Genomic DNA, 25,888 nt, shown 5'->3' with positions numbered 1-25,888 from the left:
CACTCCCGCAATAAAAAATAACCCCGCGGCCGTCACCGGCAGCGGGGTTTTTTACAGATACGGGTAACTTATTTCAGTGCATTCAGCGCGCTGTCATAATCCGGCTCTTCTGTAATTTCACCAACCAGCTGGCTGTAGATCACAGTGTCGTTTTCATCCAGCACGATCACCGCACGGGCACACAGACCGGCCAGCGGGCCGCTGCCGATACCGACGCCGTAATTCTCACGGAATTCCGGGTCACGCAGGGTGGAGAGCATCACCACATTCTCAATACCTTCCGCGCCGCAGAAGCGGGACTGAGCAAACGGCAGATCCGCGGAAATACATAACACCACGGTATTGGAAAGTTTTGCGGCAGTTTCATTAAATTTGCGCACAGACGTGGCGCAGACACCGGTGTCCACACTCGGGAAAATATTGAGGATCTTACGCTTTCCGGCGAATTTGGTGAGCTGGACATCTGACAGATCATTAGCGACTAATTTGAATGGCACGGCTTTCTCACCGGTACGCGGAAGTGCGCCGTAAACCAGAACATCATTACCCTGAAGTTTTACAGTTTGTGTCATTTTTATCATCCTCTGAACGGGCTCATAATTGTTGGTATCAAAAATACCTTGCAGGTGTATTCTCACCGGATATCGTTAATTAAAATGTAATATCCGGTTGTTGTGTTTCGGTAATCATCAGATAATCTATCGGTTTACCATTTTTAATACAAGGCGTCCGTTATGCTCAGGCCGGCAAAATTTTCCCGTTCCGCACTTCTTGCCGGAACGTTTTTCACTTTTTCTTCTCTGTTTTGTGCAACTGCGGCGGAGATCCCCGCAGGAACACAGCTGGCAAAAGAACAATCTGTTTATCGTCATCTGAAAGATGAACCCGCATCTCTGGACCCGATTAAAGCAGTCGGACTGACCGAGGCTCAGATTCTGCGCGATTTATTCGAAGGGCTGACCAGTCAGGGAGCGGACGGTAAACCGGTGCCCGGTGTCGCGCTTTCGTGGGAAACCCGCAATAACCAGGTATGGACATTCCGCCTGCGTGACGATGCCCGCTGGTCAGACGGCTCACCGGTAACGGCACAGGACTTTGTTTACAGCTGGCAGCGGCTGGTGAACCCGGAGAACCTTTCGACATTTGCCTGGTTTGCACCGCTGGCCGGGATTAAAAATGCACAGGCGATTATCGACGGCAAAATGCAGCCGGAAGCCCTCGGTGTGGAAGCGGCTGACGCCCGGACACTGCGTGTCACGTTAGATCGCCCTGTGCCGTATTTCCCGAACTTAGCGGCGAATTTCAGCCTTTTCCCGGTACATCGCGCCACGGTGGAGAAATACGGTGACAACTGGATCCGCACCGGGCATCTGGTCGGTAACGGCGCGTTTGTTCTGCATGACCGCGTGGTGAATGAAAAAATTGTCCTGACACCCAATAAGCATTACTGGGATCACAAACACACAGTACTGACATCGGTCACCTTTGTGCCGATTAACCATGAATCTCAGGCCACCAAGCGCTATCTGGCCAATGATCTGGATATCACGGAATCGTTCCCGAAAAATCAGTATCAGAAACTGAAAAAGGCGATCCCCGATCAAATTTATATTCCGGATCAGCTCGGTACCTATTATTACGCCTTTAACACGCAGCGCGCACCGACGAATGACCCGCGTGTGCGGCAGGCGCTATCCATGACTATTGACCGTGCGGTGATCGCGGAGAAAGTGCTTGGCACCGGTGAAAAACCGGCCTGGCATTTTACGCCGGATGTCACTGCCGGATTTACACCGGAGCCGGGTCTGTACCAGAAATTCACACAGGACGAACTCGACAGCCAGGCGAAAACCCTGCTGGCCGCCGCCGGTTACGGTCCGCACAATCCGCTGAAATTATCCCTGCTGTATAACAGCTCGGAAAATCATCAGAAAATTGCGATTGCAGTCGGGTCGATGTGGAAGAAAAAGCTGGGCGCGGAAGTGAAACTGGTTAACCAGGAATGGAAAACGTATATCGACAGCCGCAATACCGGTAATTTTGACGTGATCCGCGCCTCCTGGATCGGGGACTATAACGAGCCGTCAACGTTTCTGTCTCTGCTGACCAGCACACACAGCGGTAATATCGCGCAGTATCATAATGAAAAATATGATGCCCTGCTGAAAACGGCGGCGCTGGAAACGGATGATAACGCACGTAATACGGATTATAACGATGCAGAAAAACTGCTGGCGGAAGATATGCCGATAGCGCCGATCTATCAGTACACCAACGGCCGTCTTATCAAACCGTGGCTGAAAGGATATCCGGTCAATAATCCGGAAGATGTGGCATACAGCCATAATCTCTATATCATCAGACACTAAGCCTGCTTCCGGAGCCTGCTGCTGAACGCGGCAGACTCCGGCTGAACACACTCATCAGCTGTTTTATGAACAACGGGGAGGACGCATGGGCGCTTTGTACGGTTCTGCTTTTCAGGGAACAGATCCCATCTGCCGGGTACAGTTTGACGGAGAGGGCGGTTGCACGCCGGTGGATGTCAACGCCGTTGCCGGGATAAAAGAACCGGTGTGGCTGCATCTGGACTATTTATCCGCGGATAACCAGCGCTGGCTGCGTGAAACGGAACTGCTGCCGCCGCAGGCGCGTGACGGGCTGACAAACAATGTTATCCGCCCCAGGACACTCCGTATTGGTGAGGGTGCATTAATTACCCTGCAAACCATCAACAACAATGACGGTGACCGGCCTGACCAGCTGGTGGCATTCCGTATCTGGATCTGCGGCAGTTATATTATTTCCACCCGCCACCGTAAAGTGCACTCCATCCAGACCATTCAGGATGATTTACAGAACGGGGAAGGGGTAAAAAATACCGGTGAATGGCTGGCGGAAGCGGCATTTTGTATCACGGATGAAGTGGCGGATTTTATTGAAGATCTGCACGATACCCTGATTGATATGGAAGATGCGATACTCGATCAGCATATTCCGGCACGCGGTGAACTGGCCCTGCTGCGCAAACAGCTGATTATATTGCGCCGCTACATGGCGCCGCAGCGTGATGTGTTTTCACGGCTGGCTTCTGAGCGTTACACCTGGCTTTCAGAACAGGACAGGCATCAGCTGACGGATGTCAGTGACCGGCTGGGGCGGATTATTGACGATATCGACTCCTGTATCGCGCGGACATCGGTTATCTCGGATGAAATCACCAATATGATGGCGGATGCCATGAACCGCCGTACCTACACCATGTCGCTGCTGGCGATGGTATTTCTGCCGACGACGTTTCTGACCGGACTGTTCGGGGTTAACCTCGGCGGTATCCCGGGCGGGGATTTTCCGTTTGCTTTCAGTTTGTTCTGCGTGGGACTGGCGGGTGTTATCGGATTTGTTGCCTGGTGGTTACGTAAGAGTAACTGGTTGTAAAAACGTGTATTTTTATATGATTTTACGTACCGGACTTGAGATATATCAAGAAACGGCGCGCCCGGTTAGGGCACTATTACTCCCGCAGGTGAATACAACGTTGAGCGATGAACGTTGTGCTCCATAATTATAGTTTTTCTCATATTGAGTTCTTATACAGAATATTGACCATTATCATGCCGGTGTATTTTATACATCGGTTTTTTTTTGCCTGAAAAACACAGATGCAAATGCGCCCTGCTGACAGGGCGATATTCAGGCCGCACCCTCCGTGGCGCGGCAGTATGACGGGGCGTTTATTTTACTTCCGTCACATCCAGACGTAATTCTGTAAAATCCGGACCTTCGCTGTCGTCATCCTCATCTTCCCATACCGGCTGAACAGGCAGTGTTTCGCGGTCAAACGCAAGATCACCACCGTCAACGACCTCACTGCCGTGATGGATAGATTTAAAATCAAATAATTCAGTGTCACATAAATGGGATGGTACGACATTTTGTGTGGCGCGGAACATGGTTTCAATCCGGCCGGGATAGCGTTTGTCCCAGTCGCGCAGCAGATCTTTGATCACCTGGCGCTGAAGGTTCGGCTGAGAGCCGCACAGGTTACACGGAATGATCGGGAAGCCTTTAGCTTCGGCAAAACGCTCAATATCTTTCTCGCGGCAATAGGCCAGCGGGCGGATCACCACGTGTTTTCCGTCGTCACTCATCAGCTTAGGCGGCATACCTTTGAGTTTTCCGCCGTAAAACATGTTCAGGAACAGGGTTTGCAAAATATCGTCACGATGATGACCGAGCGCGATTTTGGTTGCACCGAGCTCAGTCGCGGTGCGGTACAGAATACCGCGGCGCAGACGGGAGCAGAGAGAACAGGTGGTTTTCCCCTCCGGAATTTTTTCTTTCACAATCCCGTAGGTATTTTCTTCCACGATTTTGTATTCAACGCCCAGTTTTTCCAGGTATTCCGGCAAAATATGCTCCGGAAAGCCCGGTTGTTTCTGATCGAGATTCACTGCAATCAGGGAAAAACGGATTGGCGCACTTTGTTGCAGGCTCTGCAGAATGGAAAGCAGGGTATAGCTGTCTTTACCGCCGGACAGACAAACCATAATCCGGTCGCCGTCCTCAATCATATTAAAATCTGCGATCGCTTTGCCGGTATGGCTGCGCAGACGCTTTTGCAACTTATTGATGTTGTACTGTTCTTTCGGTGTATTCATGTCTTACTGTTCTTAACGGGTTTGGCTGATGCCTGTGTCAGGCTGCACGGCAACGGAAATCTGAAATAAGGACGCAATGATAGCAGAAGGACGGGGGATTCGGATACGTATGGATTAAAAAGGATGACAGCCCGGAACGGAATGATCCGGGATGACGGGGACGGGCTGTTGATTGTGACTGATGTTATTATTTTTTGCGGCGGGTTTTACCTCTGTTTCTGTTCTTCATATCAATCGTGATGATGTCGTAGTCAGTTTCACAACTCTTTTTCTCTTTATAATTAAGTTTCCTGAGTTTGTTATTGTTTTCGATGCAGTCAATAAAAAAGCTTTTTACATCGACATTAAATAAAAAAGAAAGCTGTAACAGTGTGCTTGCTCTTATATTGGTCACACCCTGTTCATAACGGGATATCTGCTGCTGACTTAACCCTAATAATTCGGCCAGTGCTTTACCGGAAAGACCTGATGATTTTCTCCGCTTCATAATTTGCTGGCCGATAAAGAGACTGATTTCTCTCTCATCCATACGATATGCCCTTAAATAAAATGCTGTGTGTAGTGATAAATTTATTAATTATGTTTATATTGTTCAAATGTTCCCAGATAACTGCTGTCAGTATATATATTCAGATGGTTTGACATATGGGATAATAGTTTCTTGGCGTCAGGATCTCTGTTTAATATAAATAATACTCTGTGAATGAACTTTTCCGGAGATATATTAAAAATCCGAAGAATTAATATTAGTGTATCCAGAGGAATAGCACTGTCACCGTTCTCATAACGAGATATCTGCTGTTGTGATAATTTTATTATTGAACCTAATTCATAGCCGGTGATGCCTTTTGATTTTCGTAATGTTTTAATTTCCTGTCCTATAACGGTATGAAGTTCCTTTTTAAAAATTTGGTGCTGACAGCTAAGGTCGCGGTAATTATCGGGGTGCATAAAGATACCATCAGGACGTCATTAAGATAAATGTATATTTTAAATGCTACAATATAAGATACCAGTAGTAAGAGACAAACTGTATATTGCGCATAATAGGCAAGCCTTATAACTGTTGTCAATAAATAAAATTTGCAATAAAAATGAACAAATAAATAATAAGTGAAATTTAAAACTGAAAAGAGTCAGATATTGAATGCGGGATAAGAAAGGAAATGTCTGATGTATTGAATATGATATCCTTTTGATATGTAAAATAAAATATAAGTGCAGCCGGGTAATCGGACAAATAACTATTCAATGTTGTAATTATACTCACCAAAAGAGTTAAGTTAAGAGGTGTTCAATATGATGATATTCTTTTTATCAATATTATAATTGGATATGTCAATTTTTAAACCGAAATTATTGTTTTTGATAGGCGATAATCTTTACATAAACAAAACTAAAGGAGGTTTTGCGGATATCTTACCGTACCTTTATGCATCAAAAAAGGACACATGGCTGTATAAAACCGATATCCGGACTGTGATTGAAAAGATATCGGCGAAATCATCAATATCTTTAGGTTTAATTTCTTAATGTTTTGTTTTTTCTTGCTTTTATGAGTCAATGTATAGCCGGAAAATATCTTTTATTTCATTGTGTTGATGATGATAATTTCTTTTTTTCTCTCCGGGCGACATCAGTATGAATCAGGAAATTGTTTATCAAAAATAATAATTCGTTATAAACAGGAGAAATTAAACGCTTGTTTATATCAAAACCGAAACAATTATAACAACAATGAAACCTTTTCAGATAAGGATAATAAAAACCTGTCATATTATTCGCTATTACCTGTCATTGGTTGTCAGGGGCGACTTTTCCGTATCTCCGGGATGTATGTTATGGCTGACAGCCGGTTACGGCAGCAGCCATAGAACGGATAAAAATTAAGCATGTTTTTGCATAACAGAATTGAGCGTTTTAACGACAAGCAGATTGCCGTTTTTCAGTGCGGCATAGTTTTCCTTTATTTCGGAAGCCGCATATGCACGAATTTCATTATTCAGATACTCAATCAGCTCAGTTTTACAATCCTTATTTGATTTGTCCAATGCGGAAAAAGGCGTACTGAGATCTTTATTATCTTCAATCAGCCGCTGAAGGAGTGATTTATCTGCTGCCCGGTCAAAATACTGATTGACAGAAATACCCCGCTCAAGGCCGGTCAGTTTCATCACCATCAGGGTTAATCTGGAACATACAGAATAAACAGTTTTATCACTGACAGACATACTTACCTCATTTACGGAAACCTTAAGATTTATGCTGGTGTGAAAGTTTACAGTATTTCTTTTTTTTAAAAGGTAGAATAATCTGAATGTTATGTAAAAAAGTCAAATTAGGCATATGAAGATTACGTATTGCCGCGTAATATCCGTTTGTTTACGTAGTATTTTTTATCATAAAGGAATAAACGAATGATGAAGAGACGAGTGAGTATATTGATGGTTCTGACCTTATCCGGATGTGCATCATCTGTTATACCACCGGAGCAATCTGAAAAAAATAAAGACGATCCGTACAAAAACAGTACTGTAAATACTATCCGGGAAAACCAGGAGATATACAGAGAACAACTTAGGTCAAATGGTATTTATTAATCGCTTTATGGTGACAGAGAAAATGCGAATGGCACTATGTGTTATATTTTAATCATAATTTAATGTACAAAACAGACAGCAATATATCAGCGGAGATGAAGCATGGCAGATATCACAGATAAACAGGAATATACCGGCATCCGGTTTGAAAATACGGATTTAAGTGATCAGACAATCAGTGGCGTGATATTTGAAGACTGTACCTTTACCCGCTGTGATTTCAGCTCAGGCGTGGCGGACCGGTGTCGTTTTATCGACTGTGTGTTTATGCAATGCAATCTGAGTTTACTGGCTGTACCCGAAACCCGTTTTTCCGGCACGGAGTTTAACGGGACAAAAATGACCGGCATTGACTGGACAAGAGCACACTGGCCGAAATTTGATTTCTATTCTCAGCTTGTGTTTAAAGAATGCATTCTGGACAGCAATAACTTTTTTGACCTCAGTTTGCATGAGTCTCATTTTGAATCCTGCCGGATCCATAATGCAGATTTCAGACAGGCGGAGCTGAATAAATCCGTTATACAGGATTGCGATTTAACCGATAGCCTGTTTATGCATACCAATCTGGAAGAGGCGGATTTTACCGGTTCTCACTCTTTCTGCATCGATATCCGTGAAAACAAAACCGCCAAAGCGACATTCTCTTCTTATGAAGCGCTGAACCTGCTGCGGGTTCTTGATATCCGCCTGTCTGATTAAATTGTGCAAAGTCGTGTATATGAGACAGATATCTGCTGAATAAAGCGTATAATTACGCAGTAACATCTTCATCAAATCTGATTTTGATGAATAAAGCGGCAGTAAGGCTTCTGGTCAGTTGCCGGTCTTTGATATGATCGGTAACAAATCACTCAATGTATATGGGCGGGACAATGAGAAAATTTATCATATCAGGGGTTATGGCCGTATTATTATCCGGCTGTGCAGGTACAGGCAGTCAGACACCGGAAGCACCCTGGGGCTTTACATGGGGGCAGACTCCCGCAGAATTAAAAGCACTGAATCTTGATGAGTTTGATTGCACAACAACCCGTGACGGCGGACAGTTATGCAGCGCTCTGGAATCACCGGATGTTAAAAAACAATTCTTTATGATGGTCTTCTCACCGGAAGGGCAGAAATTAAATGCCATATCCCGTTTTGGTGTCTGGAATCATGACCAGACTGCATTGCTGAATGAATATGATAGCGTTAATGCGGAAATGGAAAAAATCTACGGCAAACCGGCCGGGATAAATGAAGAATATGACCGCAAAACACCGTTCCTCGAAAAAGTCGCCAAAGGAAAAATCGGGCAGTTTAAGCGCAAATATGAATCAAAAGATACTGACGTTGTGGTGGGTGTGGTCAGCAACGCCAATCTGGTACAGATAAATGATGAAAAAGATGTCACTTATACTGTGCTGACCATGTATACACTGAAATAAACCGGTATCAGCGGTGCTGAATATGATTATGATTCAGCACCGTTATTTTTTTGCATAGCACTCACCAGTTGTTTATAACTTTGCTTTTCAATCATATCATCCGTCAATCCGAATTCTGCGGCTGTCTCCCGCAGTTGTTCCCTGTATTCGGTTAATTTAGTTTCATCGTGCGTCATAATGGCAAATTCGGCAAACCAGCCTGTGCCGTTAATATGATCCAGTGTGATATGAATATCCCCGAGAAACCAGACACTGCGGGTTTTGGTTAAGGTCATTGTACAGCGGTAACCCAGTGTTTCCAGCATATTTCTGACATGCTTGTCGTCATCAATATTTATAGCTTTGCATTCACTGGCGGCGGGGCCTTTCACTATCCACAGCTTAATACCCGAGGGGGTCATTGTTCTGACCGACATACTGACATTACCGTCTGCCAGATGTGTTTGTGGTGTGTCGAAAAACCAGTCCGTTTCTTCGTTATTCACCACAAAAGGCTCTGCATGCATTGTGCTTAATTGTGATAAAAAAGCACTATGATCAGCCAGGTGATATTTTATTTCCGCTTCATATTTACCATCAAAGTGATTACTCATGAATTTATCCGCTGTAAATAACCGGTTTGTGACCGACCTGATAATATCACGTAACCGGAGGAACAGATCGGGTAAAAGAATGTGATCAATTTCGCTTAATGCCATCTGTTGCTGATTTTTGATACAGCAAAAAAATAGCCTGTGGTATCCCTTTATCAGTTTTTTTATTTCAAAGGGGATTATCAATGAAATTTACTAATCGTTACAGTGCCATTGCACTGGCTGTTGGTCTGCTGACGCTGAATATGACTGCACAGGCTGAAACCGTGTCGCTGAATGCAACCGTTGCATCGCAGACGGCAGCAGAAACACAGGTTTTACAGCAGGGACAATGGGACAATTTTAATAAGCAGCGTCTGGACGCCATGATTGCAAAAGCAAAACAATCACCGGCACATACCTATTATTCAGTCTTTGATTTTGATAACACTACGGCATTTCTGGACATTGAAGAAGCGGTGATGATTTATCAGCTTGAACACCTGTTATTTGCCATGACGCCGCAGGAACTGAAATCCGTTATTTTCAAAGATATTCCGGCGTCGGATTTCTCTGCTGATTTTAATAATAAAGACGGTAAACCGGTCAATATTGACAAGGTGGGTGCTGATATTCTGGAAAGCTACCAGTGGCTGTATGATAATTATGACGGACTGAAAGGTGATAAGCCGCTGTCCGAAATCAAAAAATCACCGCATTATCAGAACTTCATCACCAAGATGCGCTATTTATATGCGGCTATCGGCGGAACATTTGATCATGCTGTTTCCTATCCGTGGGTTACCTATTTATTTATGAATATGACACCGGAGCAGGTTGCGGATATTACCGCTAAAACTATCGAATGGCAGAAATCAGAGCCGGTTGAAGGTGTGGTATGGGAAAGTCCGGCATCATTGCCGGGACAGGCCGGGGTTGTTGAGATTGACTGGCATAATGGCTTCCGCCTGGTGCCGGAAATGCAGGATCTGTATCAGCAGCTGCAAAAATCCGGTATTGATGTGTATGTGATTTCTGCGTCAAACCTTGAAGTCATTAAATCGATTGTCACACAACCGCCGTATTCCGTGCCGGAATCTCAGGTATTTGCCATGCATTTGCTGCGCACCGGCGATAATAAACTGACATCCGACCTGGACCCGGCGTATCCGCAGACTCAGGGTAAAGGAAAAACAGAGACTATCCGTAAATTTATTCAGGATAAATATGCCGGTAAAGGGCCGTTATTAGTCGCCGGTGACAGTGAGGGCGACCAGAATATGATGTCCGATTTCCCGGATACGGAGGTCGTACTGATTATTAACCGCCTGCGCTCACCGGATACCATCATCGGTCAGTTATCAAAACAGGCCGTTAAAGAACATGGTCAGAAAGACGCCAAAGTATTATTGCAGGGACGTAATGACAGCACCGGCGTATTTGTACCGTCACAACTTCATACACCATTGGGTGCGAAAGAAGGGCGGGCGTTAAAATAACAGCCGGTTTGGTCAGTTTAAGGAAATACTGATAACCCTGGCCGGTAATACACATTATGATAGTAAAAAGTAACTATTTCAGGGATATCAGAAAGGTATGGATAAATATATTGTGTGTTATGAAGGTCTGGGGTTAACCGGCTCGGTATTGTTCCGCAGCCAGGTGGCAATTAATACCGATATCAGCAGAACAGAAGCAGAACGCTTTATTGCGCTGTTTCATAATGCCGCTGCCGCAGATGCGGTAAAGCATAATATTAACGCAGCACGTTATGTCATTGTGAATATCTGCAAACTGTAAAAACGAAATACGGCGGGGCTGCCGCCGTATTCTTTTCTCAGGATATCTTTTCTCAGGATAATGTCAGTGTATGGGTAATGGCACAATTCTCAGTAAACGCCTCATCATGACTGACCAGCAATAATGCGCCCTTATAACTGCGCAGTACACTTTCCAGTAATAGCCGGGAATCGAGATCCAGATGATTATCCGGTTCATCCAGCAGCAAAATATCCGGCAGAGGTTCGGATAACGTCAATGCCAGCAGGGTCACTTTCAGTTGTTCGCCGCCGCTTAATTGTGACAGCGGAATTAATCCCTTATCCCCCCTGATCCGCAATGCACCAAGGTGTGTCCGCCAGGTTTGCGCCGGAATGGCCGGATCAAATTCACACAGTGCTTCTGTGACCGGCAGTGACTTATTCAGCAACGCCAGGTGCTGATCCAGATAACGCAGACGGCCGTGCAGGGAATACTGCCCGGATTTTGCGGTCAGCAGTCCGGCCAGCACTTTCAGTAAGGTGGATTTCCCGCAGCCGTTACGTCCGGCAATATGCCAGTGTTCACCACCGGAAATAGTCAGTGACAGCGGCTCTTGTGTCCCGAACGGCAAAATCAGATCCGCGGCATTTATCCGCACCCGCTTTTGCTCCCCGGTGTAATTAAACGCCAGCATCTGCGGGGTGATATGTTCTATTTTCTCATTCACTTCCCGGCGCTGAGTGTCCAGCTGAGTCATAACCCGATCATGACGGCCGGTGATTTTTGATTGTTGTTTCTCCGCTTTATTCTTTTTCATATCCAGCAGCAGGGCTGAGGAAGAGCCGGATGAGCGTACCTTTTCACCCTGGCGGCGGCGCTGTGCTTTCTTTTCCAGCGCGCACTGTAACGCTGTTTTTTCCCTGTTCAGTTGTGACTGAAGCTGCTTTTCCTCATTTTGCAGCGCACTGAGCTGAAAGGCTTTCTGCTCTGCATAATGAGTGTAATTGCCGCCGTATTCGTCGAGTGCGGAGGGCGTGAGTTCAAAGATCCGCTGCATGGTATCCAGTAAACGCCGCTCGTGGCTGATAACCAGTGCCCCGGCAGGATGATTCAGCAGTTGTTCACTCAGCCAGCGGCGTCCGGCTGCATCCAGGTGGTTTCCGGGTTCATCAAGTAAGAGGAACGCGCCGGGTTGCAAAAAGGCACGGCAGAGCGCCAGCCGGGTCTGTTCACCGCCGCTCAGGCTTGTACAGTGTGTCTCCGGCGGGAGATGTGCGAGCTGTGCGCTTTCCAGCAACGATTGCTGCTGTCGCGGCATGTCCCATTTATCAGCCAGAAAATCGTAATCGTCCGGTGTGGCTGTGCCGTCCTCAGTACGGCGGATGGCCGCCTGAATGCCGGTGATCCCGAGTGCGTCCGACAGAGTGATACCGGAAAGGCGGGTCAGCTGCGGCACATAATAAAACGGTACCTGCCAGCGGACAGTGCCGGAAGCCGGTTGCCGCTGCTGCGCAAGCAGTGACATCAGCACGGATTTACCGCGTCCGTTATGGCCGGTCAGCCCCTGAACCTGACGGGTTAATGTGCCGCTGATATTGTTAAACAGCGGAATGTCATTAAAAGTGACTGATAAATGAGAAAAACAGCATTGTACGGGCATAAAAAAGCTCCTGAATAATCAGGGACAGGCCGATATGCCGGATAAAAAAGAAAACAGTGACGAGGATAGCTGCCTGCCCGATATCAAAACAGCGCATTAACAGAAATGCGGATGATACAGCAATAGGATTCAGGCAATTAAATCATGTCGGCAGACATCCTCAGGGGAAATGAACTGCGACAATGGTGTCAAATAAATACCGGATTGTAAACCCCCTCTTATATTTCCGGATACCGTAAAGCATTCAGACAGTATTTTTCCCGGAATCTTACTGTCAACCGGCGATATTTTCGTTATCCTGTCCGGCCTTAATCATTTTTTATTTTTCCGGCAGCGGATATTCAGTAACAGGATGGGTTATGAATTCAGCAGAAACAGTCTATCAGGTTGATCAGAAACGCAGGATTATCACCTGTGTTATTACATTCTTTGTAGTCATTGTTCTTTATATTGCACTGGCGTATTTATTTCAGACCCGGATGCCGGGTGTGGCAGCTGCGCTGGGTCTGACTGTATATGTTTATATTGCACAATTTCCGGTGATTAAAGTGTACGGCGATAAGCTGACCTCCAAAATTGCTGTCGGTAAAGTGGTGTCTATGCCGTTTGACGGCGGGCATTTCTCCTTACAGGAAGTGAAAGGGCTGAAAGCGTTAATGGTCTCTTTTTCCACGGATTCCTGTATTCTGAGCTACCATCCGGCAAACAGCCGCCGTGTCCGGATTGTCGGGCCGACACTGAAAAAAGAACAGTTAAAAGCTATTTTTGATGCTATTCCGGCGGCGTCAAAACGCGCGTTATAATACGGTTGCCCGGTTATGATCCCGGGCACTCCCCGCATTTCCCGTAAAAATCATATGTGTTAACATGGTCACACTTTTCCGCTAAAAGCTGTATCGATACAGCTGCCTCGTACGGAGGATCATCATGACTGAAACCCTGTCAAGAAATCAGGCCTGGCTGCGGGTTATTGTGCTTGCCGTGGCGGCATTTGTGTTTAATACCACTGAATTTATTCCGGTTGCACTGCTGAGTGATATCTCGGCGGGCTTTGCGATGCAACCCGCACAGACCGGACTGATGATCACTATTTATGCCTGGGTGGTGGCGCTGGCGTCGTTACCGCTGATGCTGCTGACGGCACGTATTGAACGGCGGAAATTACTGCTTTGGCTGTTTACGGTGTTTGTGATAAGTCACATTGTGTCGGGACTGGCGCAGCGTTTTGATGTGCTGGTGGTCAGCCGGATAGGTGTGGCGCTGGCACACGCGGTGTTCTGGTCGATCACAGCCTCTCTGGCGGTCAGGGTAGCACCGCCCGGTAAAAAATCCCAGGCGCTGGGACTGCTGGCAACCGGTACGGCACTGGCAACGGTTCTGGGGCTGCCAATCGGCCGTGTTATCGGGCAGTGGGTCGGCTGGCGGATGACGTTCTTTTGTATCGGGGGTCTGGCGCTGATTACGATGGCGGCGATGGCGCGTTTTCTTCCGCTGTTACCGAGTGAGCATTCCGGTTCACTGAAAAGTATACCGGTTCTGTTCAGACGGCCTGCTTTAGTGGGGATTTTTGTCCTGACAGCGATTGTGGTGACGGGGCATTTCACGGCATATAACTATATTGAGCCGTTTGTGCAGACTGTGGCCGGGAAATCACAGGATTTCGCCACGCTGTTTCTGCTGATTTTCGGTGCGGCGGGGATTATCGGCAGTGTTATTTTCAGCCGCTATAATACCCGGCTGCCGCTGGTGTTTCTGCCTGCGGCGATCACATTATTAACCGTGTGTCTGATGCTGCTGATGACCAGCCGTATGAATGACACCTGGCTGATTGTCCTCGGGATTGTCTGGGGGATCGGCATGATGTGTACCGGGCTGGGGTTACAGGTCAAAGTGATTGATTTGTCACCTGATGCAACCGATCTGGCGATGTCTGTTTATTCGGGCATTTTTAATATCGGTATCGGCGGCGGGGCGCTGCTGGGTAATCAGGTCATTATGCATATGGGTATGGAACAGATAGGGTATGCGGGTGCCGTATTTGCTGTGGCGGGTGTGCTTATCTCGTTCTTTGTATTCAGCCGTTACCGGGCACTGTTTATTCAGAGGCCGAAGGCGGAGAGCCGCATTACCTCTCACAATCCGTCATAAATAAATATAATCCCGCACCTTTTTATTGCGGGATTTTTTCTGATTTCTTTATACTGTCCGCCATACTGAATGACAAAGGCATTAACGGGTGATTTATGAATGGGTTATTATGGCTGACACTGGCCGTGGGGGCAGAAGTCATTGCCACCTCCATGTTACGGGCAGCAGACGGTTTTACCCGGCTGATTCCGTCGGTCGTGGTGGTGATCGGCTATTGTGTGTCGTTCTGGGCGTTATCACAGGTGGTGCGGATGATGCCGCTGGGAATTGCCTATGCTATCTGGTCCGGCATGGGGATTGTGATAGTCTCTGCGGCCGCCTATTTTATTTATCACCAGAAACTGGATTTACCCGCAGTTATCGGGATGGCTCTCATTATCGCGGGTGTGTTAGTGATAAATTTATTCTCGAAAAGCAGTGTTCACTGAGCTGCATCGGCAGCTATGAGGCCATTATCATGATATCAGTTCCATTTTTCCGCCGGCCGGGGCGGGTATTGTGCAGTGTTATTGTTACGGCAGCGGCGTTTGCCGCCGGTTGCAGCAGTTCACCGGATACGGTGCAGCAAAAACAGATCCCGCGTTATCAGCAGCCGTTAATTGATTTAACCGAGGATGCCCGGGCCAGTTGCAGCTATGCGGGCGGAACACCGTCACTTATCCGCGAGCTGAACGGCGCACAGACACCGGGCTGCCAGTTTGCCAACGGTAAGCGCTGCAGCCAGGAATCGCTGCTTTCCGGCAGTTGCGGAGCGGTATTGTAGATTAATACAGAACAGCCGCATCATACGGATGCGGCTGTTATTGACGGCGTCAGGATCAGAACAGACGGCGCGGCTGTTTGCGGTGAATAAACTGGGATAACAGTACCAGAGCACTGATAAGCAGATACACAACAAAAATACCGATAAGCCATTGCGGCATATCCAGTTTCAGGAACACCCACTGCTGAACAGAGCAGTCACCGGATGCTTCAAACACCGACGGCAGCCAGGTATTGAGCGGCAGCCATTCCGGGAAATTCACAAAGAAATCACAGGTATTGAACGGGGACGGGTAGAGCTGGATCATGGTGTGTTCCCATGACAGCTGTAATCCGGCAATACCGCTGTAAATCCACAGAGCAATGGCCAGCCAGCGGATAATGACGCTGCGCGGCGCTATCCAGCCGATAAAACCGGCAAACGCGATACCCAGAACGGCGATACGTTCATAAATACACATCACACACGGCTGTAATCCCATTCCGTGCTGAAAGAACAGGGCGATACCGTCGAGCGCCAGTGCGGAAATCATCAGTAAAAACCATGCACTGCGGCCCCGCGAACACTCATAAAGGTAAGTCAGCATAATTGTATCCGGTTTATCCGATTAAGAAGAAACAGACTAACGCAGCGACTGTACGATAAAAATTACAGCGACGCATCCCTTTTCCGCTTTTGTCACTGACAGAAATAAAAAAACCGGAATAACACGGTTATTCCGGTTAGTGCAATGTAAAAACGTGGTTACGGCAGTGTGATCACACCATTCGCAGCCATCCATTCTGAAACAGGCACCAGCCATAATTCAACGCCGAAGAAACCGACCAGCGTCATCACAATGGTGTAAGGCAGGGCCATGATCACCATTTTCCCGTAGGAAAGGCGGATCAGCGGAGCCAGCGCCGAAGTCAGCAGGAACAGGAATGCGGCCTGGCCATTTGGTGTTGCCACTGACGGCAGGTTTGTCCCGGTATTGATAGCGACCGCCAGATATTCATACTGTGTATAGGATACCAGTCCGGCTTTCATTGCCGTCATCGCCTCATTGATATACACCGTGCCGACAAAGACGTTATCTGATACCGCCGAGAGCAGGCCGTTGAACAGATAGAACAGCGACAGCTGCGAGGACGGATCTGAACTGAGAACGAACTGGATAAACGGTGTGAATAATTTCTGATCAACAATCACCGCGACAACAGAGAAGAATACGGTCAGCAGGGCGGTAAACGGCAGTGCTTCCTCAAAGGCTTCACCCAGAGCATGCTCTTCGGTGATCCCGCAAAATGCGGTCGCGAGAATGATGACAGACAAACCAATCAGCCCGACTTCGGCCAGATGAAAGGCCAGTGCGGCGATCAGCCAGATACCGATAAGGCCCTGAACGATCAGCTGCATTTTTTCCTGTTTGGTCCGGCGTGCCGCGGATTTTTGTGCATTATCCTCAAGTACTGCTCTGACCCGTTCCGGCAGTTCCGCACCGTAACCGAACAGTTTAAAGCGTTCCACCAGATAACAGACCAGCAGACCACAGACAAATACCGGAATAGTCACCGGCGCCATGCGCAGGAAGAAATTCACGAAATCCCATCCGGCATGTTTGGCAATGATCAGGTTTTGCGGTTCACCCACCATGGTCATCACGCCGCCCAGTGCAGTACCGATACCGGCATGCATCATCAGGCTGCGCAGGAAAGCGCGGAACTGATCCAGCGTCTGGCGTTTTTCGGTGCTGTCGATAAATCCGTCATCACTGAGAGTGACTGTTTCTTTTCCCGAAGAGGCATACTGATGATAAATCGCGTAAAACCCGACGGACACACTGATCACGACGGCAATGACCGTCAGTGCATCCAGAAACGCGGATAAAAATGCGCTGGCCAGGCAGAACGCAAGTGAAAGCGCGCGTTTGGACCGGATAGAAAGGAGCAGTTTGGTAAACAGAAACAGCAGGAGCTGCTTCATAAAGTAAATCCCGGCAACCATAAAGATCAGCAGCAGGATAACCTCAAGGTTATTCATTATCTCATGGCTGATTTGCGCCGGTGATGTCATCCCGATCAGTACCGCCTCAATCGCCAGCAGACCGCCGGGTTGCAGCGGATAGCATTTCAGCGCCATCGCAAGGGTAAAAATAAATTCAATAACCAGCAGCCAGCCGGCGGTAAAAGGGTCAATAAAGAAGTAAACAACCGGATTTATAATTAAAAAAAGAATAATAGCAAGCTTATACCAGTCAGGGGAGTGACCCATGAAGTTCTTCAGGAAGGCCTGCCGCATTGATATTTCCATTATTGCTGTGTGTCCTCCGCAGGGGGGTGAAAAAACGATCCGCGTATAACTACAGTGCTTTATACTACGCCGGTATTCTGAATTTATTAAGAATTTAAATCAACTGATGGTTACCGGTTGCACCATTATGATTTATGACCGGATTCACTCTTTCGCAAGCTGATTGCTATATCGTGGCGCCGCATTCTGTTATCATCCGGATAATTGAAAGGTTAATTAATTGCTTTGGACGAAGTCACCTATGGTAATCAAGGCGCAGAGCCCTGCGGGGTTTGCAGAAGAGTATATTATTGAAAGTATCTGGAATAATCGTTTCCCGCCGGGCTCTATTTTACCCGCAGAGCGTGAATTATCCGAACTGATTGGTGTGACCCGTACGACACTGCGTGAAGTGTTACAGCGCCTTGCCAGAGATGGCTGGCTGACCATTCAGCACGGTAAGCCGACAAAAATTAATAATTTCTGGGAAACCTCCGGACTGAATATCCTGGAAACGATCGCCCGTCTCGATCACGAAAGTGCGCCGAAACTGATTGAGAATCTGCTGGCCGCCCGGACAAACATTGCGTCTATTTTTATCCGTACCGCGTTTCGCAATAACCCTGAGCAATCACTGGAAATCCTCAGTGCCGAAAATGAGCCGGATGATAACTCTGATGCCTTCAGCCAGTATGATTATGATGTATTCCGCGGTCTGGCTTTTGCTTCCGGTAACCCGATTTACGGTCTGATCCTTAACGGACTGAAAGGGTTATATACCCGTGTCGGCCGTTTCTATTTTGCGAGCCCGGAAGCCCGCAAACTGGCACGTAATTTTTACCGGCAGCTGACCGGTCTGTGCCGTGAAAAGGCTTATGATAAGGTACTGGATTGTGTCCGCAGCTACGGTAAAGAGAGCGGCACTATCTGGCAGACGATGCAGAGCGGCATCGTGCAGGATCTGAATCCGCAGTAACGCAGGATGAACATAATAAAAACCGGCGCAGTGAACAAAACTGCGCCGGTTTTTTATTGTCAGCGGGCCAGTGCCTGCAATATCGCCTGTGATTGTGTCCAGAGCAGGGAGCCGCCTTCTTCCGCAAACAGATGATGTTCCGCCCGGGGGAAACGCCCGGCCAGGATTCTACCGCCATCCGGGGAGTGTACGGTGCTGGTGTCTTTTTCGCCGTACCACAGGGAAACCGGACAGGTAATGTGTTCCGGTGTAAATCCCCACTCCTGCATTGCGAGCAGCAGATCCTGTGTATAGCCTTCATTACCCTGAGAAAATGCTTCCGCCATACATTGCCGGTAAGCCGGTAAAAAATCCGCTGCCTGATAAACGGCCAGATCCGTTTTTCCGCTGTAATTCAGAATGAAATTCATCAGCCAGTCTGCGGTGATATTGTCCCGCACCCATGCCGCGAAACCGTCAGGCTGCGTTCTTGCGCGAGTCTGCATATCAATCACATCCGCAGATAACAGGGCCCGTGTTGCCGGGTAACCGAGCTGATCCTGTCCTGAGATCAGCGCCAGCGCGGAAACGTCCGCATAACAGGCCAGCGCCATGGCATAAACCGCGCCCTGAGAGAATCCGGCTGCACGGAATCGCGGATACCCCAGTGACTGCATCAGAAACGTGACATCCGCGGCAAAGGACTTCAGGGATTTTCCGGCATCAGGAGAGGAATCACCCAGTCCGGGGCGATCCGGGGTGATTAGCCGGATATTTTCATGTTCAAGGTACGAAAGACCAAAGCCGAGTGAGCCGCTCATGCCTGCGCCGGTACAGAATACAACCGGAATACCGGTTTCCGGACCGGAATCATACCAGCTGAAGCGGCGGCCGCCGGGTAAGGTGGTGATGTTTTTGCGTTGGTTTTTAATATTCATTGTCATTAACCGGAAAATATGCCGGAAGGCATAAAAAATAAGGAAGTGATTCTGATAAATAACTGTCATAACGAAAATACACAGGTTATTTATTCAGTCTGGTGTCATCGGCAACAAGGACGGGAGTCCGGTTGCGTTTCGCGATGAGTTCACAGCGGTGCCTGTGACAGATAGTGGGCATACTATTTAACAAATGCTTGTATTACAAGATAATAAAACAATTTTCAGATAAAAGAATCATTTAATTAATGAGTTAAGTGATTAAAAAAAACACTGTTTTGTGACCGGCTGCAAAGAAACAGACTTAATATGATATGAGGGGATTCCGCTATGTTGGCAAAATGTTTCTGAAATATTATGCTGATGATAATGTCAAATTAAATAAAAGGCAGCAATATGAACATTGTCATCCTGGGAAGTGGTGTTATCGGTGTCACAACCGCCTGGTATCTCGCGCAGAAAGGGCACAATGTGACTGTCATCGACAGGCAACCGGCCGCGGCGGAGGAGACCAGTTTCGGTAATGCCGGTCAGATATCCCCCGGCTATGCCACTCCGTGGGGCGCACCGGGTATACCGCTGAAAGCCGTGAAATGGATGTTTGAAAAGCATGCGCCGCTGGCCATCAGACCGGACGGTTCGCTGTTCCAGTTGCGCTGGATGTGGCAGATGCTGCGTAATTGCGGTGCTGATTATTATGTAATGAATAAAAGCCGTATGGTGCGAATTGCGGAATACAGTCGTGACTGCCTGAAAACGCTGCGCGCGGAAACCGGATTGCAGTATGAGGGGCGTCAGGGCGGCACATTACAACTGTTCCGTACGCAGAAACAACTGGATAACGCCGCCAATGATATTGCTGTCCTGAAACAGGAGGGGGTGCCGTACCGCCTGCTGAGTGCCCGCGAACTGCATGAAGCGGAACCGGCTCTGGCCCATGCGGAACATAAACTGGCGGGTGGACTGCAACTGCCGAATGACGAAACCGGGGATTGTAATCTCTTTACCAAACGTCTGGCGGAGATGGCGCGGCAGGCCGGGGTGAAATTCCGTTTCGGTGTGAATATCCACCGTCTGCAATTCAGCGGTGACCGCGTCAGCGGGGTGATTTGTGATGAGGAAGTGATCACCGGCGATCAGTATGTGGTGGCGCTGGGATCATACTCAACTAAATTACTGCACGGACATATCGCCATTCCGGTGTATCCGCTGAAAGGCTATTCGCTGACTATGCCGATCATTGATGAAAGCCGCGCTCCGGCATCGACTGTGCTGGATGAAACCTACAAAATCGCCGTAACCCGTTTTGATCAGCGCATTCGTGTCGGGGGCATGGCGGAAGTGGTCGGTTTTAATCTGGATATTGTCAAACGGCGCTGTGAAACACTGAAAATGGTGGTTCAGGATCTTTACGGCGGCGGCGGGGATATCAGTAAAGCAACGTTCTGGACAGGTCTGCGCCCGATGACACCGGACGGTACACCGATTGTCGGCCCGACCGCGTACAGCAATCTGTTCCTCAACACAGGACACGGTACGCTTGGCTGGACAATGGCCTGCGGCAGCGGGCAGTTGCTTGCCGATATTATGTCCGGTGACAAACCGGCTATCCGTGCGGATGATCTCGCGGTTTCCCGTTACCTGAACGGGTTTAAAACCCGGCTGGTGATCCCGCAGCAGTTGCATACGGCCTGAATAAAACAATAAGGAATGGTGATGGTATGCCTCGTCCGATACAGGCAGTGATTGACAGTGAAGCGGTCCGCTATAATCTGGCTCAGGTAAAAGAACGGGTCAGTCCGTCCCGGATGTGGGCGGTGGTGAAAGCAGACGCATACGGGCACGGCATTGAGCGGATTTTTCCTGCTCTGGCACAGGCGGAGGGCATTGCGCTGCTGGATTTCAGTGAGGCGGCGAAAGTCCGGGAACTGGGCTGGCAAAAACCGGTTCTGCTGCTGGAGGGATTTTTTCAGCCGCAGGATCTGTCTCTGATTGACCATTTGCAGTTATCAACATCGGTACACAGCGAATGGCAGATAAATGCCATTGAGGAAGCAACGTTTATTCATCCTCTGAATGTGTATCTGAAACTGAACAGCGGGATGAACCGGCTGGGCTTTTCACCGGCGGCGTATCTGAATGCACTCCAGCGCCTGAAAGCCTTGCCGCAGGTCGGCAGTATCACACTGATGAGTCATTTTGCGGACGCCGATTTAACCGCCGGGATCCGTAAGCAGATGTCGCGAATTGCGCTGTTCAGTTCGCTGAACTTACCGCAATGTCTGGCAAACTCTGCGGCTGCCATATGGGAGCCGGAAGTCCGTGCAGATGAAGTACGCTGCGGTATTATTCTTTATGGTGTATCACCAGGCGGTAACAGTGCGGATATTGCAGAGTTCGGCCTGAAACCGGCGATGACACTGCGCAGTGAAATTATTGCTGTTCATGATATTGAGGCTGGTGAAACCGTCGGTTACGGAAGCCGTTTTACCGCACAGAAACCCATGCGGATTGCCACTATCGCCTGCGGTTATGCCGATGGTTATCCCCGTCATGCGCCGGATGGCACCCCGGTATGGATTGCCGGTCAGCGCTGCCCGCTGGCCGGACGCATATCTATGGATATGCTGACGGCGGATATCACCCATTGTCCGGAAGCGGATATCGGTACACTGGTTGAATTGTGGGGAGCGAATCTTCCGGTGGATGATGTCGCGCAATATGCCGGGACTATCGGCTACGAATTGCTGACGGCACTGGCACGGCGGGTACCAGTGGTCACCGCCGGGTAATTATACGTCTTTCCGGCTGTTTTTATGATCCTGATAAATACCCGGCCACGCGGAGCGCAGTAAACTGTGGCGGTTGAAATCAGTCAGGAGCGCGTTATGCAGGCGGGTGTGGAAATCCGGGTGAAGGGAAAAGTCCAGGGGGTCGGGTTTCGTCCGGCGGTCTGGCAGATAGCTCATCAGATGGGATTGTGCGGCGATGTCAGCAATGACAGTGAAGGGGTGCTTATTCACCTGCCCGCAGATGCGGATATCGCCGGTTTTATCCGCCGGTTACAGGCTCAGTGTCCGCCGCTGGCAAGAATCGACCATATCGGGCAGCAGGATTATACTTTTGAACAGTGTCCGGCGGCATTCACCATTACGGCCAGCGGGCAGGGTGAAATGGATACGGAGATTATACCGGATGCGGCCACCTGTGATGCCTGCCTCTGTGAATTGTTTGATCCGGAAAACCGCCGTTACCGCTATCCCTTTATTAACTGCACGCATTGCGGGCCTCGTTTTACGATTATCCGCGGAATGCCGTATGACCGTCCGAACACGGCCATGTCAGTTTTTCCGTTTTGTCCGGTGTGTCAGCATGAATATGGTGACCCGGCTGACCGCCGCTTTCATGCCCAACCCAACGCCTGTCCGGATTGCGGTCCGCATATCTGGCTGGCTGACCCGCAGCAGCAGATTACTGCCCGTTTTGATGATGCATTATCAGCCGCTGTCCGCTTACTGAAAGACGGAAAAATTCTGGCGATGCAGGGACTGGGTGGTTTTCATCTGGTGGCGGATGCTCAAAACAGTGATGCGGTGTCTGCATTGAGAGCCCGCAAACACCGGCCTGCCAAGCCGTTTGCGGTGATGCTCCCGTCTGTTGACTGGCTGGCGGAATGCGCAGAACACCAGCCGGACGCCGGCCTGATAACCTTACTGAAAAGCCCGGCAGCACCGATAGTGCTGACAGATGAACCGGGCCTGTCCGCTGCATTATCACCGCTGGTCGCGCCGGGATTGTGTGAAACCGGCATTATGCTGCCCTCTAATCCGTTACAGCATCTGTTATTGCATGATATTCAGCGCCCGCTGATTATGACGTCCGGTAACGCATCGGGCCATACACCGGCGCTGGGTCACGCGGCGGCATTTGAACAACTCAGTACCATTGCGGATGCTTTTCTCCTGCATAACCGCGAGATTATTCAGCGTGCGGATGATTCAATCGTCCGTTATCAGCCCGGTGATATTCAGGTGATACGGCGCGCACGCGGCTATGTGCCTGATGCAATCGACGTCAGTGCGGTGACAGGCCAAAATCCGCCTGCCGTAGTGGCGCTGGGCGGTGATCTGAAAAATACCTTCTGTCTGCTGCATCACCATCAGATAATTACCGGACCGCATTTGGGCGATTTGTCCGATCTCTCCGTACAGGGGCAACTTGAAGCGTCTCTGACACTGTTCGAACAGATTTATCAGATCCGGCCGCAGGCGATTGCCGGGGATGCTCATCCGGGCTATATCAGCCATCAGAAGGGCATTGCCATGGCGCAGGCACGCGGGGTGCCGTTTATTCCGGTTTACCATCATCACGCCCATATTGCCGCTTGTCTGGCAGAGCACGGCTGGCGTCCGCAAGATGGCGAAGTGGCGGGGATCGCGCTGGATGGTTTGGGATACGGCGCGGATGATACATTATGGGGCGGGGAAATTCTGGCGGGTGATTACCGGCAGATGATCCGCACCGGCGGGTTACCCGCAGTGAGTTTACCCGGCGGTGATAAAGCCGCGGTACAGCCTTGGCGTAATCTGCTGGCACATCTGCATCACGCCGGACTGTGGCCATCGTCACCACTGGCCGCCCGGCTGGCCGGAAAAAATACGTCATTACTGATCAAAGCGATTGAACAGGATCTTAACGCACCGAAAGCCTCTTCCTGCGGGCGGTTGTTTGATGCCGCCGCCTGTGCACTCGGGCTGACGGCTGATCAGATAAGCTGGGAAGGGGAAGCGGCCTGTGCGCTGGAAGCGTGCGCGTTACAGTGTCACAATCAGGATGCACTTACTACCGGCGACACATTACCGCTGACGGCGGATAACATCATTGAGTTACGCCCGCTCTGGCAGATGCTGGCGGATGAGACACTGACCGTACCGGAAAGAGCATTCCGTTTTCATGTGCTGCTGGCGAATACATTGGCGGGACTGGCCGATGATACGGCAACCCGGCGGAAGACGAATACGGTTGTACTCTCCGGTGGCGTATTTAATAACCGCCTGCTGCGTCGTTTCATTAAGAGCGGATTAAATCACAGACAGGTACTCGAACCCCGGCAACTGCCGTGCGGGGACGGCGGGATAGCGGCCGGACAGGCGCTGATCGCGGCAATCGCATTAGGTCACTGAAACCGGCGGCACAATTTGGCACAGTAAATATTTGTAATTTTTGTCATCGCTGAATTATCATTCACCGTAATATATTCGCCCCGCGAACATTTGTTGCGGTGATTTGCACATGAATTTAACTCAGGAAATGATAATGCATAAGAAATCAGCCGGCCTGGTCAGCCTCGGAATGTTAACGATCATGTCAGCCTCTGCCTTTGCAGACGACGGAAAATGGTCTGTCGGTGCGTCTGTTCTGTATCAGGAGCAGGCATACCGCGGTACAAAATCCTCTGACAAGTTTATGCCGGTTCCGATGGTTAACTATGAGGGTAAGAACTTTTATTTTCATACATTAGCGACCGGTTATTATCTGTGGAACGACAAAAAAGATCAGCTGTCCGTTGACCTGTTCTACTATCCGCAGGCATACCGTGCCAAAGATAATAAAGATTCCCGTATGCGCAAGCTGGATAACCGCCGCGATACGGCGATGGCCGGGTTTAGCTACCGCCATCACGAAGAGTGGGGTACTTTGCGTACCAACTTCTCAGGGGATATCCTGGGTAAAAGTGATGGTATGCGTTTTGATGCCGCATATCTCTACGGATTTGAAGGTGACTCATGGTCTGTTCAGCCGGGCGTCGGTGTTATCTGGTCAAGTGAAAAACAGAACCGTTATGAATACGGGATCACCGATTCAGAATCCCGCCGCAGCGGTCTGGATGAATACCGTCCGGGCAGCAGCTGGACACCGTATATTGAAGTCACCGGTCATTATCAGTTTGATGAAAACTGGTCTGCCTTCGCGATGGGCCGTATCGACCTGTTACCAAGCGAAGCCAAAGACAGCCCGATGGTGGATAAAAAATACACCTCTATCCTGTGGACGGGCGTAACTTATACTTTCTGATAATTCAGTGGTATAACAGAACTGCACCTGACTGTTGTCCGGTGCAGTTTTTTT

At 48.9% G+C, this 25,888-nt stretch carries 25 protein-coding genes; 15 read left to right on the top strand and 10 right to left on the bottom strand.

Translation table 11 applies throughout. From position 1 onward, the window contains the following. Nucleotides 1-68 precede the first annotated feature (68 nt). Nucleotides 69-572, bottom strand: a complete 504-nt coding sequence (tpx, locus tag AAZR23_RS06545; RefSeq protein WP_046893507.1) for a thiol peroxidase — start codon at nt 570-572, stop codon at nt 69-71. A gap of 162 nt (nt 573-734) precedes the next feature. Here tpx and AAZR23_RS06540 point away from each other — a divergent pair, with 162 nt between their 5' ends. Beyond that, nucleotides 735-2,369, top strand: coding sequence for a peptide ABC transporter substrate-binding protein (locus tag AAZR23_RS06540; RefSeq protein ID WP_434691394.1), 1,635 nt, complete (start codon nt 735-737; stop codon nt 2,367-2,369). Between the two features lie 85 nt (nt 2,370-2,454). After that, nucleotides 2,455-3,438: a zinc transporter ZntB gene (zntB, locus tag AAZR23_RS06535; protein WP_046893505.1), complete on the top strand. Its 984-nt coding sequence runs from the start codon at nt 2,455-2,457 to the stop codon at nt 3,436-3,438. Between the two features lie 296 nt (nt 3,439-3,734). Here the strand turns inward: zntB and ttcA are convergent, their stop codons facing one another. The 4 genes from ttcA to AAZR23_RS06515 all read right to left on the bottom strand — a co-directional run bounded on the left by ttcA (nt 3,735) and on the right by AAZR23_RS06515 (nt 6,892). Further along, nucleotides 3,735-4,661, bottom strand: coding sequence for a tRNA 2-thiocytidine(32) synthetase TtcA (ttcA, locus tag AAZR23_RS06530; protein ID WP_218426180.1), 927 nt, complete (start codon nt 4,659-4,661; stop codon nt 3,735-3,737). Nucleotides 4,662-4,848: 187 nt separating this feature from the next. Beyond that, the gene (locus AAZR23_RS06525) at nt 4,849-5,190 is read right to left on the bottom strand and encodes a helix-turn-helix domain-containing protein (protein ID WP_434691392.1); all 342 of its coding nucleotides are present in this window, start codon (nt 5,188-5,190) and stop codon (nt 4,849-4,851) included. Between the two features lie 44 nt (nt 5,191-5,234). Then, nucleotides 5,235-5,612 carry a helix-turn-helix domain-containing protein gene (locus AAZR23_RS06520; protein WP_071243245.1) on the bottom strand — a complete coding sequence of 126 codons (378 nt, stop codon included), beginning with the start codon at nt 5,610-5,612 and terminating at the stop codon, nt 5,235-5,237. Nucleotides 5,613-6,547: 935 nt separating this feature from the next. Then, a complete protein-coding gene (locus tag AAZR23_RS06515) occupies nt 6,548-6,892 on the bottom strand; it encodes a hypothetical protein (protein WP_218426178.1) in 345 nt (114 codons plus the stop codon). A 471-nt stretch (nt 6,893-7,363) separates the two neighbouring features. Here AAZR23_RS06515 and AAZR23_RS06510 point away from each other — a divergent pair, with 471 nt between their 5' ends. Both AAZR23_RS06510 and AAZR23_RS06505 read left to right on the top strand, forming a co-directional pair. After that, nucleotides 7,364-7,963: a pentapeptide repeat-containing protein gene (locus AAZR23_RS06510; protein WP_166707971.1), complete on the top strand. Its 600-nt coding sequence runs from the start codon at nt 7,364-7,366 to the stop codon at nt 7,961-7,963. A 200-nt stretch (nt 7,964-8,163) separates the two neighbouring features. After that, entirely contained in the window at nt 8,164-8,691 is a 528-nt protein-coding gene (locus AAZR23_RS06505; RefSeq protein ID WP_243846821.1) for a hypothetical protein, read from the top strand. 26 nt (nt 8,692-8,717) lie between these two features. On the opposite strand, the gene AAZR23_RS06500 is transcribed toward AAZR23_RS06505, so the two are convergent. Continuing rightward, nucleotides 8,718-9,284 (bottom strand): class IV adenylate cyclase, encoded by a 567-nt coding sequence (locus tag AAZR23_RS06500; RefSeq protein WP_434691388.1) that lies wholly within the window; start codon nt 9,282-9,284, stop codon nt 8,718-8,720. Nucleotides 9,285-9,469: 185 nt separating this feature from the next. Here AAZR23_RS06500 and AAZR23_RS06495 point away from each other — a divergent pair, with 185 nt between their 5' ends. Beyond that, nucleotides 9,470-10,762: a haloacid dehalogenase-like hydrolase gene (locus tag AAZR23_RS06495; protein ID WP_349416611.1), complete on the top strand. Its 1,293-nt coding sequence runs from the start codon at nt 9,470-9,472 to the stop codon at nt 10,760-10,762. Between the two features lie 97 nt (nt 10,763-10,859). Then, a complete protein-coding gene (locus AAZR23_RS06490) occupies nt 10,860-11,063 on the top strand; it encodes a hypothetical protein (protein ID WP_107679709.1) in 204 nt (67 codons plus the stop codon). Between the two features lie 52 nt (nt 11,064-11,115). Here the strand turns inward: AAZR23_RS06490 and AAZR23_RS06485 are convergent, their stop codons facing one another. After that, a complete protein-coding gene (locus tag AAZR23_RS06485) occupies nt 11,116-12,684 on the bottom strand; it encodes an ATP-binding cassette domain-containing protein (protein WP_434691384.1) in 1,569 nt (522 codons plus the stop codon). A gap of 359 nt (nt 12,685-13,043) precedes the next feature. Between AAZR23_RS06485 and AAZR23_RS06480 the strand changes: the two genes are divergently transcribed. The 4 genes from AAZR23_RS06480 (at nt 13,044) to AAZR23_RS06465 (ending at nt 15,595) form a co-directional block, all read left to right on the top strand. Continuing rightward, a complete protein-coding gene (locus tag AAZR23_RS06480; protein WP_247717232.1) occupies nt 13,044-13,487 on the top strand; it encodes a hypothetical protein in 444 nt (147 codons plus the stop codon). A gap of 124 nt (nt 13,488-13,611) precedes the next feature. Then, nucleotides 13,612-14,832, top strand: a complete 1,221-nt coding sequence (locus AAZR23_RS06475) for a sugar transporter (protein ID WP_218426173.1) — start codon at nt 13,612-13,614, stop codon at nt 14,830-14,832. A gap of 95 nt (nt 14,833-14,927) precedes the next feature. Next, a complete protein-coding gene (locus AAZR23_RS06470) occupies nt 14,928-15,260 on the top strand; it encodes an SMR family transporter (protein WP_107679706.1) in 333 nt (110 codons plus the stop codon). 29 nt (nt 15,261-15,289) lie between these two features. Further along, nucleotides 15,290-15,595 (top strand): putative hemolysin, encoded by a 306-nt coding sequence (locus AAZR23_RS06465; protein WP_434691380.1) that lies wholly within the window; start codon nt 15,290-15,292, stop codon nt 15,593-15,595. 55 nt (nt 15,596-15,650) lie between these two features. On the opposite strand, the gene dsbB is transcribed toward AAZR23_RS06465, so the two are convergent. Together dsbB and nhaB are read right to left on the bottom strand one after the other, a co-directional pair. Continuing rightward, nucleotides 15,651-16,181, bottom strand: coding sequence for a disulfide bond formation protein DsbB (dsbB, locus tag AAZR23_RS06460; RefSeq protein ID WP_107679704.1), 531 nt, complete (start codon nt 16,179-16,181; stop codon nt 15,651-15,653). Nucleotides 16,182-16,339: 158 nt separating this feature from the next. Further along, the gene (nhaB, locus tag AAZR23_RS06455; RefSeq protein WP_166707963.1) at nt 16,340-17,887 is read right to left on the bottom strand and encodes a sodium/proton antiporter NhaB; all 1,548 of its coding nucleotides are present in this window, start codon (nt 17,885-17,887) and stop codon (nt 16,340-16,342) included. A 241-nt stretch (nt 17,888-18,128) separates the two neighbouring features. Here nhaB and fadR point away from each other — a divergent pair, with 241 nt between their 5' ends. After that, the gene (gene fadR, locus AAZR23_RS06450; protein ID WP_046893491.1) at nt 18,129-18,842 is read left to right on the top strand and encodes a fatty acid metabolism transcriptional regulator FadR; all 714 of its coding nucleotides are present in this window, start codon (nt 18,129-18,131) and stop codon (nt 18,840-18,842) included. 59 nt (nt 18,843-18,901) lie between these two features. On the opposite strand, the gene AAZR23_RS06445 is transcribed toward fadR, so the two are convergent. Beyond that, nucleotides 18,902-19,759 carry an alpha/beta fold hydrolase gene (locus AAZR23_RS06445; protein ID WP_434691376.1) on the bottom strand — a complete coding sequence of 286 codons (858 nt, stop codon included), beginning with the start codon at nt 19,757-19,759 and terminating at the stop codon, nt 18,902-18,904. A 396-nt stretch (nt 19,760-20,155) separates the two neighbouring features. Here AAZR23_RS06445 and AAZR23_RS06440 point away from each other — a divergent pair, with 396 nt between their 5' ends. The 4 genes from AAZR23_RS06440 (at nt 20,156) to AAZR23_RS06425 (ending at nt 25,834) form a co-directional block, all read left to right on the top strand. Then, on the top strand, nt 20,156-21,454 hold the full coding sequence (locus tag AAZR23_RS06440; protein ID WP_166707961.1) for a D-amino acid dehydrogenase: 1,299 nt from the start codon (nt 20,156-20,158) through the stop codon (nt 21,452-21,454). 26 nt (nt 21,455-21,480) lie between these two features. Next, a complete protein-coding gene (gene alr, locus AAZR23_RS06435; protein WP_434691373.1) occupies nt 21,481-22,551 on the top strand; it encodes an alanine racemase in 1,071 nt (356 codons plus the stop codon). 96 nt (nt 22,552-22,647) lie between these two features. After that, the gene (hypF, locus tag AAZR23_RS06430; RefSeq protein WP_434692412.1) at nt 22,648-24,942 is read left to right on the top strand and encodes a carbamoyltransferase HypF; all 2,295 of its coding nucleotides are present in this window, start codon (nt 22,648-22,650) and stop codon (nt 24,940-24,942) included. A 133-nt stretch (nt 24,943-25,075) separates the two neighbouring features. Further along, entirely contained in the window at nt 25,076-25,834 is a 759-nt protein-coding gene (locus AAZR23_RS06425) for a MipA/OmpV family protein (RefSeq protein WP_046893486.1), read from the top strand. Nucleotides 25,835-25,888 lie beyond the last annotated feature (54 nt).

Source organism: Morganella sp. Je.2.23, assembly GCF_051129855.1.
Lineage (GTDB): Bacteria > Pseudomonadota > Gammaproteobacteria > Enterobacterales > Enterobacteriaceae > Morganella > Morganella sibonii.
Note: the sequence above shows the minus strand (reverse complement) of the source record. Positions and strands in the feature narration are given on the sequence as shown.